We start from the raw sequence: 14,975 nt of genomic DNA, 5'->3' as shown, positions 1-14,975 counted from the left end.
ACACGGGATACCGAGGCGATGTCGGGGAACCCTACAAGTCGATAAGAAAAATGGCCCCTTTTCAAATATTTTACCAAATACCGTGCGATGCAAATATTGCCTACAGCATAGAGCTTGCTTATAGTTGCCAACAGAAATGGAGCTAATATTCCCCCTCTCGCAGGACGACCGCGTGCCTGCTGCTCGATCATTCCGGCGATGGATGGCGCTCAATCCGCTCGCAATCCACCGATTCTGTCAATGGTGGCAGGTCGAGGATGGAGAGACGCCATGCTGGAGGATAAGCATAATGCACTGCACGAACTGACTGCGGCAGTTCGAGATGATCTCGCGCGGGCGGCGCAAACCGGTGGCGCGAGCCTGCTCGCATCACGCGATGCCGGCGTGAAGATTGCCAAGGCAAAGAAGATGTTAGTTGGCACGTTTCGTTCATGGTGTAGTAACGAATTGTGCATCACCTATAGCTGGGCTTACAAACTGGTTCGGCTTGCTGCACAATGGGATGACGTCGGGCCGGCGCGTAGTTGGGCGGCCACGAAGGGACAGCCCGAGACGTACACCGTCGAGGGTACACTCAAGCAAATCGGTGACTGGCGGCGAGCACCGGACGGGGGAAACGGCGGTGCCGTTGCTGATGTAGAATCTGCACCGGCCCGACCGCAGAGAGAGTCGCCGGCCGCTCGGACACGCCGAGCGCTTCGCGCCATGAACGCGCGTAGGGCGCTGCTTGAACGGCGGCTCGTCGAGGCGGGCGCCGAGGTCCCTCCCTTGTCGGCGGAGGAGGCGGACGCCATCAGGATCGCTGACGAGATCACTGACAAGACGGATGACGCTAATGCGCATTCGCCTGATTCCCAGCCCGTGGCCGCGCCCATCATCGAGGACGATGCGCAGAGCGTGCGTGAGGTAGTTGCAACGCTGGAAGATGCTTGCGCGTCAGCCGACGAGCGCATTCGGGCAGACATTCGCCTTCGGTTCCTCGCTCAGCGGCACTGTGTCTCCGTCCCTACATTGCTGGCACGACTTGGGCGCTCGATGCCGGTACTGCCGTTGCCTGCCCCTGCCGCCTCAGCGTCAAAGGATGCGGATGGGCGGGTCGTGATCCGTTGGGCTCAGCACCGCATCGTTGGTCAAGCAGCGCGTCGTGACGGACCGGACAGCAGCCTTGGGCGGAGCACCCAAATGCCCTGAAGCAAGCCGTGAAAGGGTCGCCAGTCCGGAGATGCCCTATCGGCGGCTCCGGGCGCCAGCCATGCTGCCGCCCTGCACGAGTCTCACCGATATTCTTGGCGGCCCATCCGGCCCAAGGTCTGGCTCGACCTGTCCCGCATTGAACCAGAGTTCGTTGCCGCGCCGGGCCACGGGCATCCACCGTTCGCTACGGCGAACGACGAAGCCTTAGTGCCGCCAGACCTCCTTGGGGAGAGCCGCGTCGAGCACCCGGCCTGCCCGAGTGGCACGGAATTTCTGCTGTTCTGTGCTCAGCCGGGCCGTCGATGCAACGGTGATTAGATGAGGTGAGGGAATGAGAGGGCCGGCCTGTTCGTCGTCCCACCGTCTGTCACTCAGCCAACCACGGGCCATGGCATGCTCCCGCTCCGGGTGCCATGCAGCGGCGGCAAAAGACTGGCCGGCACATACACCGCGATCTTCGTTATAATACTACAATAGCATCATTTCGGATTGGACTGCAATTCGTCTAGCGCCCATCTCTCACAGCTATGGAGGAACCGGAGGGTAACCGTCCATAGGCACCCGCCCCCGGTCCGATTGACCCACTCGCGGATTGCGCCCCCCCCAAATGGGTGCTGAATCAGGCGTTTAGGGCTAGGGTCCTTAGTGCTCTGCGGGCGCGGCTATATCTGGAGCGTTTCGCCCTTGCCAGCAATAATTCAGCGACAATATTCTACAAATAGGTGAATGGCGCTGGCTGGGGGTGTGCCTACGTGGTCCCGACGATCTTCGACCTTTGCATTCCTCGGGCCGACGTGCTCGCCGGGACCTCCAGCGACGCCGATTTCGCGGCCGACCTCGCCCATGTCCTGCGGGGCCATGGCGGGCCGGCGGAGTACCGCGACGCAACGAAGTTCTTCGCCAACACGTACCCCACCCGCGGCCTCCGGTCTCTGCTTCAGAACGTGTGCGGGCGGCTCAGCGGCGGGGGTGCGTCGGTGGCAGCCATCTTCCGCCTCGATACCTCCTTCGGTGGCGGTAAGACTCACGGCCTAATCGCCCTTGTCCATGCCGCGCGGGGTATGCCGGGCGTCGTGGACCCGGCCGAGTTCGTCGCGCCGGCGCTGATCCCGCAGGAGGCGGTCCGCATCGCCGCCTTTGACGGCGAGAATGCCGACCCGGCCAATGGCCGCCGTATGGGGGACGGGGTTCTGGCCTACACCCCGTGGGGCGAAATCGCCTATGCGCTGGCCGGCAAGGAAGGTTACGAGCGAGTTCGTCGCTCCGACGAGCAAGGCGTCGCCCCCGGCGCGGAGACCATCGCCGAACTCTTCGGTGGCGGGCCGGCGCTGATCCTTCTCGACGAGCTTGGCGTCTATCTGAGCAAGGTCTGGAACCGCGCCGGTGCGCGCGACCAACTCACGGCCTTTCTAACCAGCCTCTTCAAAGCTGTGGAGTCCTCGCCACGCGCGGCCCTTGTCTACACCCTCGCTCTTGGCAAGGGAGGCGGCACTGGGGATGCCTACTCCGCAGAAAATCAGTTCGTGGCGGACAAGATGGCGGAGGCCGAGAGCGTCTCTGCCCGCAAGGCGACGCTGCTGAACCCGACCGAGGACGACGAAACCATTGAGGTTCTCCGTCGGCGCCTCTTCGGCAAGATCGACAAGGTGCGCGCCGCAGAGGTGGTCAAGGCGTATAGCGCCCTGTGGAGCCATAACCAAACCGCCCTCGCGCCGGAAGCCGCCAAGACGACCACGCTGGAGCAGTTCGTCGGCAGCTACCCCCTGCACCCGGACGTACTGGAGACCTTCACCGCGAAGACCGCGACGCTGGCGAACTTCCAGCGTGTCCGCGGCATGCTGCGCATCCTCGGCCGGACCGTGGCCCGGCTCTGGCAGGAACGCCCCGCCGACGCCACAGCGATCCACCTCCATCACGTGGACCCGGGCTACGAGCCCATCCGGCAGGAGATCGTCACCCGCCTCGGCCAGTCCATGTATGTCTCGGCCATTCGGTCCGACATCGCGGGCGAAGGCACCACTGCGGCGCTCGCGCAGGAGATCGACGCCCAGAACCACAAGGGCCTGCCGCTCTACGCCACCTACGTGGCGCGCACGATCTTCATGCACACCCTCGCCTTCAACGAGGGGCTGAAGGGGCTGACGCCGGAGCACCTCCGCTATTCTCTGATCGGCCCGGGCGTCGACATCAGCTTCGTCGAAGAGGCTCGCAAGGCATTTGTCTCCCAGTCGGCCTACCTTGACGACCGACCTGCGGCCCCCTTGCGCTTCCTCGCCGAGGCCAACCTCACCCAGATCATCCGCAGCGAGGAGCGGCGTGTCGACCCCGGCGAGTTGCGGGCGCAGTTGAACGACCGGATCAAGGCGATCTTTAGCGGGCCGACCCTCGAAGCGGTGCCCTTCCCGGCCGGGCCGTGGGACGTGCCGGACGAGGTGGGCAGCGGTCGGCCACTGCTGGCAGTGCTGTCGTCCGACGCCTGCGCCGTTGGCGCCATCGTGGACGCAATTCCCGACCTCATTGCCCGCATCTACGAGCGGAAGGGCTCCGACGGCGGCAGCCTCCGGGCCCTGCGCAACAACCTCGTCTTCATCGCGGCCGAGGGCGCCCGGGTGGAGGAGATGCGCCAGACCATGGCGCGCCGCCTTGCGCTCCGGGAGATCAAGAACGGTCCGCGCCTGAAGGACTTGGCCGAGCACCAGCAGATCAAGGTCCGGGAGTTGGAGGCGAAATCGGAGACCGAGGTCGCCATCACCATCCAGCAGACCTTTCGGCACCTGTTCTACCCGTCGCAGTCCCGCTTATCGGGGGCGACGGTCTCGCTCGCCCACTCCGCCCTCGACATCCACTCGGCCAGCGAAAAGCCGGGCTCGGGCCAGCAGCAGGTGGTTCGGGCGCTCAGAGATTACGGCAAGCTGCGCCTTGCGGAGGATGAGCCGGACGCGCCGGCCTATGTCCGGGATCGGACCCCGCTGCGGAAGGGCCAGATCACCACAGCCGCCCTGCGCGATGAGTTCCGACGGGACCCGAACCTGCCGGTCCTTATCGGCGATGACGTGTTCATCCGGGGCATCCGGAAGGGCATCGAGCAGGGCGAGTACGTTTATCGCCGCGACACCCTGCTCTACGGGCCGGGCGACGCCACGGCCGCCATTCAGATCGACGAACAGGCCGCGGTCTTCACCATGGCCTTCGCCAAGGATCAGGGCATCTGGCCCCGGCCCAAGCCGAAGGTCGAGCCCCTCTCCATAATTGACGGCGAAGGCGGCGGCCAAACTGGCGACGGTGGCTCCCAAGAGGGTGGCGGCTTCCGCGAGGTCCAGAAGAAAGTCGGTCCTGACACGGTCGACAGAGATGGGCCGGACGATAAGGGCAAGATCAGCCCGGTGTTGGCGCCTCCGGTCCAGCCGCTGCAAGCCGAGGGCGTGCTCCGCGAGGCCCTGATCCGCATCTGGGAGCAGGCGCGCGCCCGGAAGGTGGACCGCCTCGCCACCCTGACCATCCGCGTCTTCGACGCGACGGACGGCTTCCGCCTGCTCGGCATCGTGGGTGTGGTGAAGAGCGCCGATGGCAAGCAGGTTTCCATTACGGGCGGCTATGAGACGTTCAATGGCAGCCGAATGGAGGTGGACTTCGCTGGCACGCCGCAGGACGCGGTACCGGTGAAGGAGTTCCTCGACCCGCAGCTTCGCGCTGCCAAGGAGAAGACGGTCCAACTCAGGTTCGACCTGACATTCTCCGCCGGCCTCCCGATGGAAGGGGATGCGGCGGAGAAGCTGACCGAGCAACTGACGAAGTTCGCCACAGGCGCGGCCTATGTGGAGGCGACCGCCACCGTCGCCGTTCCCGTGGTGATGGAGGCCGCAGAATGAGCGCGCGTATCGCACGGCTCACCGACGTGACTACCCCGGCATCGGCGCCGGTCTTTGAGGTGCGGATGGTCCGCCATGGAGCGGCGGACACCGAGGTAGAGGTATGGCAGCTACCGTCCCCGGCGTCGCCGCAGGTCGTGGCGCCCGTCCGGCTGGCCGGGCTGCGCGGCCGTAACCTCGACCTGATCGAGCACCGAGTGCTGAAGCTGCTGCGGCAGGCCGGGGTGCGCTTCGCCCCGCTGTCCGACCGCAAGGAAGCGCACGCGCTGGGCGAGGACGATGCGCTCCGTCTTGGCCTCCTGTTCCGCACGCTCGCCCCCATGCGGTCCCGCGACAACGTACGGGCCGTGGCCGAGGGCATCGAGGCCATGGGGCGGGAGGAGGCCAGCTACTGGTTGGGGATGGCCATGCACCGGAAGAACCCCCGCCGGGTGCTGACGGCACTGCGCTCTCTGCTGACCGATCCGCATCGGTCAGCCTGACGGCAGCATCGCGCCGGGCCGGGTTCCTCGCGCTGTCCGACGAGCGGCGGCGATGGGAGTTCGGCCCGGCCCCATGGTAGCGGCGGCCAACGCGATTGCGACAGCGAGAAACCGGCGAAGCAGTGCCCGGCTGGCACCCCGGCCGGACAGACATGGACCTAGGGTTTCGGGGCGGATCATGGACGGCGTGCAGGGACTTACTCTCGTGGGAGAGACGGCGGGGCAGGCGGATACCCGGCTAATCGAGCGATGGCTGCCCATCGCGGCGTTGGGCATCGAGAGCACCCGCGAGCGGACGCCGATGACGCCTTTCCCGGCGCCGAACCGCCTACATGTCTGGTGGGCGCGGCGGCCCTTGGTGGCCAGCCGCGCGGCGGTGCTGGCCTCCGTGTTGCCTGCCGAAGCGGACCGGGCGAAATTCATGCATGCGGTCGGCATCCATGGTGATCCTGTAGCGGCGCGTCGAAAAATCGACGCCGCGCGGCGCAGCGGTATCCGTGTTGATAACCCTTACGACTGGAATAGGGCATTCTCCCACACGCCAGATGAGGCCGACCGAGCTTGGATCGCCGCCGAGGTATCCATTGCGGTGCCGGTTGTGCTCGACCCCACGGCAGGAGGCGGCTCGATCCCCTTCGAGGCTGCCCGCCTTGGTCTGCCGACCCTAGCGAACGACCTCAACCCCGTTGCCGCATTGATTGAAAGAGCGACTATCGAATACCCGTTGAAACACGGTCCAGCCTTGCGGCCCGCATACGAGACATTGGCGAAGGAGTTTCGTGCCCGGTTGGAGGGGCGCCTGTCCGCCTTTTTCCCGCAGCGAGACGCACCCGACTGCTACGACGTGACCTACCTCTGGGCGCGCACTGTGCGCTGCCCCTACTGCGAAGGACTGGTTCCGCTCTCACCGAACTGGCGGCTTGCGCCCGATGGAACTGGCGTGCGGTTGCTGTCGCGTCTCGGCGCTGGGCCGGGTGATGCGGGTCGCCGCTGCGATTTCGCCATCGTCAAGAAGGCGTCCGAGCACTCGCCGGGCACCGTCGCGGACGGCGACGGCACCTGTCCTTTCCCCGATTGTGCCCGGGTGATTGACGGCGACAAGATCAAGCGGCAGGCGCAGGCGGGCGGCATGGGCGAGCAGTTGTTCGCCATCGCGTTTAAGCGCCGGATTGAAACACGGACCAAGGCGGGCAAGCGGGGGCGCGACAAGTGGGAACGCGGTTACCGCGCGCCCCGTCCCGAGGACGACGACAGCGCCGAGATCGCGGCCCGGCTGGCCGAGAAGATGGAGGAGTGGGAGGCACTGGACTTCGTGCCGAGCGAGGCAATCGGTGACCTGTCGAACTACGACCGTGGTCACAGAATGTATGGAATGGAACGCTGGTGCGACCTGTTCAATTCGCGTCAGTTTCTCGGCCATGGCACGGCAGTCGAAGTCTTCCGAGAACTGCTCGCTGAGCGTGAAGCATCAAGTGCCTTGGACGAAGTGACGAAGGCGGCCTTCGTCTATCTTGCACTCGGCATGGACAAGATGGCGGATTACAACAGTCGCATGTGTCGCTGGCACGGCACCCGCGAGGTGATGGTTAATACGTTCGACAGTCACAACTTCGCCCACCGCTGGTCCTACGCGGAGATGGCGCCGCTCATCGTGGACCTCGGCTACGACTGGGTGGTCGGGCAGGTTGGCAAGTGCATCGAGGAACTGGTGGACCTCGTCCGTCCCGATGCGAATGATGACGGCCTGCTCCGCACCGCCGCGCTGCCACCGCCCCCGGTCACCATCACCTGCGGCTCGGGCGACGCGCTCGACCATGTGGCCGATGCCACCGTCGACGTGGTGGTGATGGACCCGCCTTACTACGACAATGTCATGTATGCGGAACTTTCGGACTTTTTCTATGTCTGGCTGAAGCGCACGGCCGGGCAGGTTGTGCCGGAACTCTTCACCCGCCGCCTGACCGACAAGGACAACGAGGCCGTCGCCAACCCCGCAAAATTCGTCGACCAGAAGGGTGCCAAGGCGCTGGCTGGCCGTGACTATCAGCAGCGCATGGCGCGCATCTTCGAGGAGTGCCGCCGTGTCCTGAAGCCGAACGGCATCATGACGCTGATGTTCACCCACAAGGCGACCGGCGCGTGGGACGCTCTGACCAAGGGGCTCATAGAGGCGGGCTTCATTATCACCGCCTCATGGCCGATCAACACCGAGGCCGAGGGTAGCCTCCACATCAAGGACAAGTCGGCCGCCAACAGCACCATCTTCCTCGTCTGCCGCCCCCGGGAGGTATCCGCCGGGCAGGCCGAAACGAGCTACTGGGAAGACGTGGAACCGCTGGTGGCCGCCGCTGTGCGCCGCCGGGTGGAGGAGTTCCAGAAGGCCGGGATCGGCGGGGTGGACCTCTACCTCGCCAGCTTCGGCCCGGCGCTGGAGGAGTTCTCCCGGCACTGGCCCCTGAAGCGGGGCAGGCCACGCTCGAAGCCTGAGGCCCAACGGCGTCAGCGCCAGACCTCTCTGCTGGACGAGGAGTACGACCCCTATACGGTGACACCAGAGGACGCCCTCGATGCCGCCCGTCGGGAGGTTAAGCGGTGGCGCCTCGATCAGCTTGGCCAGAAACAGACGAAGGCCGAGACGGACCCGCTGACCAGCTTCTTCGTGCTTGCATGGGACAGCTTCGGCGCTCCGGTCTTCCCCTACGACGAGGCGCTACGGCTCGCCCGCGCAGTCGGCGTGGACCTCGACCGGGAGGTGGTGGGCGTGCTGGGCGAGAAGGCGGGCAGCGACCTGAAGCTGTGGGACAGCGCCAAGCGCGCCGGCAAATCCGCCCTTGGCGCCCCGGATGGCAGCCGCGCTATGCTGGATGCCCTGCACCACGCCGCCCATATCGCCCGAACCAAGACGCTTGCGGCGGCGAAGGACGCGCTGGAGAAGCACGGCCTGCTGGCCGCGCCGGCCTTCCGGCAGGCGCTGCAACTGGCGCTGGAGGTGCTGCCGGTGGGCCGCGCCTTCTCCGGGGTGGCGCTGGACGGGGACCTCGCGGCGGCCGGCAGCGATTTCGAGGCGTTGGAGAACCTGCGCCGCCTCGCTCTGGCCGGTCAGGTACCCGAGCCGAAGCAGTTGGGGCTCTGGGCTGACGCCGCCTGATGCCCCTCCTGCGCGCCCGCGAATGGCGGCTGAAGTACACCCCGGACCATGGCGATCTGGTCCGGGGCCTCTACGTGCCGCTGCTGGAGTGCGCGGTCCGCTATGACCGGCTGACCGGCTATTTCAGCGCCTCCGCCCTCGCGCTCGCCGCTCGCGGCGTCGAGGGGCTGGTGCAGAATGACGGCCGCATGCGCATGGTCGTCGGCTGCACCCTCGCCCCCGAGGAGGCGACGGCTATCCAGCAGGGGGCAAAGCTGCGCGATCAGGTGGAGGCGCACCTCGCCGCCTTGCCCCTCATGCCAACCGACACGGGCATGGCGCAGGCATTAGAACTGCTGGCGTGGTTGGTGGCACAGGGGCGGCTGGAGGTGAAGGTCGCGGTCCCCTGCGACGCGCACCGCCGCCCCGTCGCTGCCGATGGCTTGTTTCATGAAAAGGCCGGGCTGGTCGAAGACAATGACGGCAAGATCGTCGCCTTCAACGGCAGCCTGAACGAGACGGCAGCGGGCTGGACCAAGAACTGGGAGAGCGTGAACGTCTTCACCTCGTGGCGCGACCCGGAACGGGTGCGCGAGGAAGCGGAGAACTTTGGCCGACTCTGGGCCGACAAGGCGAAGCACGTCATCACGCTAGACGTGCCTGCCGCCGCGCAGGCCGACCTCATGCGGTTCCTGCCGCCGACGGACCTGCCCGCCCGGCTTAAGAAGGCGCCGCCACCTGAGCCAGTCGCGCCCGAGCCAGAGCCGGCAGCCCCGCCGTCCCCGGTGATCGACCTGCGCAGCGCCGTGTGGAGCTTCATCCGCAGGGCCCCAACCTTGCCGGGCGGTGGGGTGCGGGTGGCTGAGGCGACCAGCGCCATCACGCCTTGGCCGCACCAGATCAGGGCCTTTCATCGGCTTTACGATCAATGGCCGCCGAAGCTCTTGATCGCCGACGAGGTAGGTCTCGGAAAGACCATTCAGGCTGGACTGCTGCTCCGGCAGGCATGGCTCGCCGGCCGGGCACGGCGCATCCTGATCCTCGCCCCTAAGGCGGTCTGTCGTCAGTGGCAGATCGAGCTTCGGGAAAAGTTCAACCTGAATTGGCCGATCTACGACGGCCAGAAGCTGAACTGGTATCCAAGCCCCGCCATGCGCGGCCGGCACGAGAAGCCTGTGTCCCGGGCCGAGTGGCACAAGGAGGAGGTGGTGATCGCCTCCTCCCACCTCCTCCGCCGGACGGACCGGTCCAAAGAGGCATTGGAGGCGGCCGAACCATGGGACTTGGTAGTGCTCGACGAGGCCCACCACGCCCGGCGCCGCGGCGCCGGCAGCGCGCAGGAGGGCGGGCCGAACGCCCTGCTACGCCTGATGCGGGGACTGAAGGAGCGGACGCAGGGGCTGGTCTTGCTAACCGCCACACCCATGCAGGTCCACGCGGTCGAGGTCTACGACCTACTGAGCCTGCTCGGCCTCCCGCCTGAATGGCACCAGAGCGCCTTCCTCCGCTTCTTCGATGACGTGCAGCAGGACAGCCCGAGCCACGAGGCGTTCGACCGGATGGCGGCCATGTTCCGCGCCGTCGAAGCTGCCTACGGGCCGGTGGGGGCCGAGGCGGTGCAGCGCCTCGGGGTCCAGAGCCCGCTCCGAGCGAAGAAGATACTCGCCGCCCTCCGCGACCCGGCCAGCATTCCGCGTCGGATGCTGGAGGCGAGCGACCGGAAGGCGGCCCTGCGGCTGATGCGGCTCAACACGCCGATCAACCGGCTCGTGTCCCGCCATACCCGCGAACTGCTGAGGGCCTACTACAAGGCCGGCAAGCTGAAGACCCGCATCGCGGACCGTCGAGTCGAGGACCGCTTCATCGACCTCTCCCCCGAGGAGCGGGCGATCTACGACGCCGTCGAGGACTACATTGCCAACACCTACAATCAGACGGTGAACAGCGACGTCTCGGCGCAGAAGCGTAGTGCCATCGGCTTCGTCATGACCATCTATCGCCGCCGGCTGGCCAGCAGCTTCCTCGCCCTGCGCCAAACGCTGGAGGGGCATCTGCAAGCCATCGGCAAACCTACGCCGGCGGACCTGCTCGCCGGCCTAACCGAGGGGGCCGAGGACGACGAAGGAGAGGAGCCGGACGAGGACGAGGCCGCCAAGCTCGCGCAGGAGGCGCTGGCGATGGAGGAGAGGTCCGAGATCGAGAAGCTGATCGGCATGATTCGTCACCTTCCAGCCGCAGATACCAAGTGCGAGAAGCTACGGCAGGAATTGGCCGATTTACGGGCGGATGGCCACCGGCAGGCCATGGTGTTCACGCAGTTCACCGACACCATGGACTTCCTGCGGACCGAACTTGGCCGTGATAGCGGCCTCCGGATCATGTGCTTCTCTGGGCGCGGCGGCGAGATTGCGAACAGCGACGGTACTTGGCGAGTCATCTCGCGCGACGACGTCAAGCGGCGGTTTCGGGAGGGCGCGGCGGACGTGCTCCTCTGCACGGATGCCGCGGCCGAGGGGCTGAACTTCCAGTTCTGTGGTGCTCTGATCAACTACGACATGCCTTGGAACCCAATGCGAGTCGAGCAGCGGATCGGGCGCATCGACCGCCTCGGCCAGCAGTATCCTGACATCCGCATCGTCAACCTGCACTACGCTGATACAGTCGAGACGGATGTGTACGTTGCTCTCCGGCACCGTATTGGTCTGTTCGAGCAGGTAGTAGGCGGCCTTCAGCCCATTCTCGCCCGGATGCCGAGCCTGATCTCGGGCAGGGTCCTAACGGGGCAAAGCCGTGACGAGGCAGCCCGGCAGGAGGCCGTTCGGGAGATCGAGGCCGAGGCCAGTCGTGCCCAGCAACGTGGTGGTTTCGACATCGACAAGGTGACTGACGCCGACTTGACCGAGCCTCCGCGCCCTGCACCGGCTCTGACCATGGATGACCTTGAGCGGGTGATTGCCTCGCCGGCGCTGCTGCCGCCGGGTATCGAAGTTGTGCCTATGCGCGTCCGCGAGTGGGGCTTCCTCCAGCCCGGCATGGCGGAGCGGGTGCGGGTGTCGACCGACGCGACCTACTACGAGCAGAATTCCGACTCCGTGGAGTTCTGGAGCCCGGGCAATCCGACTTTCCCTGTACCCGCGGTAACGGGTGATGTGTTGCTAATATCTCGCCTGTTTGAGGTGCTGTCCCGTGAGGTCGAGTAAATGGCCCGCGACAGACTCCGAACTGGGCGGGGCCATGAACTGACGACCCGCGAGACGATGGGCTGGATAGACATCATCGTCCGTCTCGCTCTGTCTCGCGCTGCTTCGTCTTCTCGAACTTCTCGAACCACCCTCCTACCCAGAAAATGGCCGCGGTAGCCGCCAGAGCCGACACAATAGCATATAGGAACATCGTGTATCCGACGAACCATGCCATTGTCACTATGCAGCGGCGTGTGAAAGCAATACTTGGCCAAGTATCAACGAGAGCCGCGTAGGGGTCGCCCGGTATGAGAGAGAGGACAAAGGAGAGCGGCCGGGACTTGGCAAAGACAGCCAGCAGTAGCGCCGCCACCTGCACGACGAGAAAGTGGACGAAAGTGGCGTTGATCGCCATGAACGTGCTTGCAGGCTTCTCGGGGACCGTCTGTGTGAGCAGAGCCTTGAAGCGCTCATCGCCGAAGGCGATGAGGATCGCATATCCACCTAGTGTGAACCCGACCAAGTTCGGCAGAACAGAAAGCGGCGTTTCCCACCAGTTCGACTCTGTCCAAGTTCCAGCCGTTAAAACTGCCAGCATGACTGCAATACGCAGGTATGGTGACCGCGCTACCGCGCGCCAACCACCATACGCAAGGCAGTAAGACTGGAATGATGCCAATGGCCCCGCATAGTTGCCGAGCAAGAATCTAGGCCAGCGTCGCTGGCTGCGGCGCGTCATAGGATGCCGCTCATGATACGGCGCACCAGACTGAACGCGGCGGACCTGAACGCCTGCTCATGGGTGGTGTTCTCCGGATCGTAGCGCAGCGGCTCAAGCGTAGGATGCTCGCTAGTCGAGCGCTTGATGCGGTTTCCCTGTGCATCGAACCCACTAGCATCGATCTCGCCATTGCGCGTAGCGACCTCAGCCAACTGCCGCGTTTCTTCGTCCGGTCGGATGCTCTCATTGCCCTCGGCCTCGTAAGAGACCTCGATGCTGGTCGCACCCTGTCGGACCAGCTTATCCTCCCAGAAGGCATCGTAGCCGCTGAGGTCGTCGGGGTTGGGCCGCTTGACGTAAATTCGTAACTTCTTCAAGTGCGGTATGCCGATGATAGCATCTAGTTGGTCCTTATCGGCGACCATACTGACCGCTATGGGGCCATACTTTTCTGAAAGCGCTTCATCGCTGAACAATTCAACAAAATACGCCAAGGCCATTTTGGGGCTAAGATACGAGTTGCCTGCACCGCGATGCTCGAAAATAAGTAGATGCTCGTTTATGTGAAATGTAAAGAAAAGAGACATATAGTTCGGGCGAAGGTTATGCGGTATTTGAATATGTCTCACCTCCTCCTCATCAGCCGGGGCAAAGCGGAGGGCATTGAACCAAGGGAGGTTGGGATCGATTTCAGTGAACCGCGCGAGCGCTCCTTTGAGTAGGCCGTGCTCTCGCTGCGACAGGTCCAACCGTTCCATGATCATCCTTTGATGACCATGGAGAACCACGACTTTCCTTAGTGAAAAGGCATCGTTTAGAAGGTCGACGTAACGGTCAGGCCAGTGCGGGTGGACGCGGATGTTTGCTGCACCCACCGTGACGGTGCGAAGTCTAGCCAATTGTACCCCCCCCGAAATACCTTTGCTCACGATAAAGGGAGGTAAGTGGCACCATGGTTAATGCCGAATTCTTACCGGGCATGCATTCCCGGCTGGCGATGGTTGTCTAGGGCCTGCCGAGTTTGCAGGTGATGCCCGCCCCTGAGCCCCGGACACTTCGCCTCCAGACACGTCATAGATCGATCTCGTTTTGCAAATGGCCTCTCCCGGGAGATCGTGGTCATGGACGCCGGCCGCGAGCGGCTAAAGGTAATACTAGTACCTCGGCACAGTGGATTTGACCGGTAGGCCGGCCGGTTTCTTACGGTCAAGCATTGGGTGAGGTCATGCGGCCGGGCGGCGGACGGCAACAACTTGCAGTGGCGCGAATTTCTTCCGCTGCAAGCTATGCTCGCCTCGTGGTCGAGGACAGGCTTCAAACCGACAACAAAATGGGCCGGATCGTTCTGGGGCAGTTAACCGGTCAAAATCACAGTGCAGAGGTACTAGCCGCTTCGTCGGGCCGTCCGCCACGCCGCCTCCAACCGACCTTCCGCCACGGAGAGAGGCAATGACCAAATACCCATTCTGATAATTTGAGAAGCGTTGATAATTCTGGCTCCATTACGGGATTAAATGAGCGATCCAAACCGATAGAATTAATGGGGCATTCGGGGAACCCTACAGCTTGTTTTAGCGTATTGCCCAGCGTTCCATGTTCCCGAGAGCCGGCAATCAGTATAGCGGTTCGAGGGCACAGATATCTGGGTTCTCGCAATGTCAAAATCAGAGCCGGTACGGTGTCGCAGTGCTCGTGCGCGCGAATACTTTTCTGAGGTGGAGAATTTCGCCCAACGTCCTCGCCGGAACGCTGCGCGCTCACTCCGGGGCTCTCGTGAATTTCTGCATTTCAGTCGCCGCTTCTACGAATTGGGTGATGTAGTAGAGGCGTTTCGACTATGTGAAGACCAGAACATGCCTTTCGATGCTGAAGCCGGAAACCGGTTACGTTCGTGGCGTGGGAAGCGGCCACGGCTCCGTCTCGTGTAAACGGAGGCTTGTTGAAAGATGTCAAGACCTCCCGCGGCAATGCTCGCCGAGACGGCTTTGTTGACGGCTGCCCAACAGAAGTTCAGGCGAGCCGCCAAAAGTCGTCTCAATCACGCTCTACCGGTCGAGGTGTGGCTCGATCACAAATACTCCGTACTGCCCGGAGAACGAGGTAGACCCGTTGCAACGCACAGGTCTGAGCGCTGGTACAGCTATGCACAGGTTGTCCTGCGGGGTGTGAATCCGCGTAGCAGGCGGCGCGTCGTCATCCTCAATGGCGGTAGCATGGCGACCGTGCATCGTGGACGGAGGTAGGCGGCCTGAGCATCCGGGGACGTGGCGGTCGCAAATTGCATGGAATAGGTATGGGGCAATGCCTCAGCCTTTTCTGTTGTCACACTAACGGCCGTATTGATCGACAGGGTACACCGCGTGATTGGCTTCTCGGCCTGTTGGGCCGCACACCGCACCA

The 14,975-nt window shown here is 64.1% G+C and carries 8 protein-coding genes; 5 read left to right on the top strand and 3 right to left on the bottom strand.

Translation table 11 applies throughout. The features are described from left to right. On the bottom strand, positions 1–191 hold a 191-nt coding region (locus Q7A36_RS34540; protein WP_305108351.1), incomplete at its 3' end, for a hypothetical protein. A 79-nt stretch (positions 192–270) separates the two neighbouring features. Between Q7A36_RS34540 and Q7A36_RS34535 the strand changes: the two genes are divergently transcribed. The 5 genes from Q7A36_RS34535 (at position 271) to Q7A36_RS34515 (ending at position 11,872) form a co-directional block, all read left to right on the top strand. Continuing rightward, entirely contained in the window at positions 271–1,191 is a 921-nt protein-coding gene (locus Q7A36_RS34535) for a hypothetical protein (protein ID WP_305108350.1), read from the top strand. Positions 1,192–1,946: 755 nt separating this feature from the next. Then, entirely contained in the window at positions 1,947–5,063 is a 3,117-nt protein-coding gene (locus tag Q7A36_RS34530; protein WP_305108349.1) for an ATP-binding protein, read from the top strand. Beyond that, entirely contained in the window at positions 5,060–5,545 is a 486-nt protein-coding gene (locus Q7A36_RS34525; protein ID WP_305108348.1) for a DUF7680 family protein, read from the top strand. Before Q7A36_RS34530 ends, Q7A36_RS34525 begins: the two co-directional genes overlap by 4 nt. 178 nt (positions 5,546–5,723) lie before the next feature. Further along, entirely contained in the window at positions 5,724–8,693 is a 2,970-nt protein-coding gene (locus tag Q7A36_RS34520) for a DUF1156 domain-containing protein (protein WP_305108347.1), read from the top strand. Continuing rightward, the gene (locus tag Q7A36_RS34515; RefSeq protein ID WP_305108346.1) at positions 8,693–11,872 is read left to right on the top strand and encodes a DEAD/DEAH box helicase; all 3,180 of its coding nucleotides are present in this window, start codon (positions 8,693–8,695) and stop codon (positions 11,870–11,872) included. The genes Q7A36_RS34520 and Q7A36_RS34515 overlap by 1 nt, the downstream gene beginning before the upstream one ends. Before the next feature lie 73 nt (positions 11,873–11,945). Here the strand turns inward: Q7A36_RS34515 and Q7A36_RS34510 are convergent, their stop codons facing one another. Further along, positions 11,946–12,593, bottom strand: coding sequence for a hypothetical protein (locus Q7A36_RS34510; protein ID WP_305108345.1), 648 nt, complete (start codon positions 12,591–12,593; stop codon positions 11,946–11,948). Next, the gene (locus Q7A36_RS34505; protein WP_305108352.1) at positions 12,590–13,450 is read right to left on the bottom strand and encodes a DUF4747 family protein; all 861 of its coding nucleotides are present in this window, start codon (positions 13,448–13,450) and stop codon (positions 12,590–12,592) included. The genes Q7A36_RS34510 and Q7A36_RS34505 overlap by 4 nt, the downstream gene beginning before the upstream one ends. Positions 13,451–14,975: the final 1,525 nt, after the last annotated feature.

The sequence above is a fragment of the Paracraurococcus lichenis genome (assembly GCF_030657435.1).
GTDB classification, from domain to species: Bacteria; Pseudomonadota; Alphaproteobacteria; order Acetobacterales; family Acetobacteraceae; genus Paracraurococcus; species Paracraurococcus lichenis.
The sequence above is the reverse complement of the archived record's forward strand: the minus strand, read 5'-3'. Positions and strand labels throughout refer to the sequence as shown.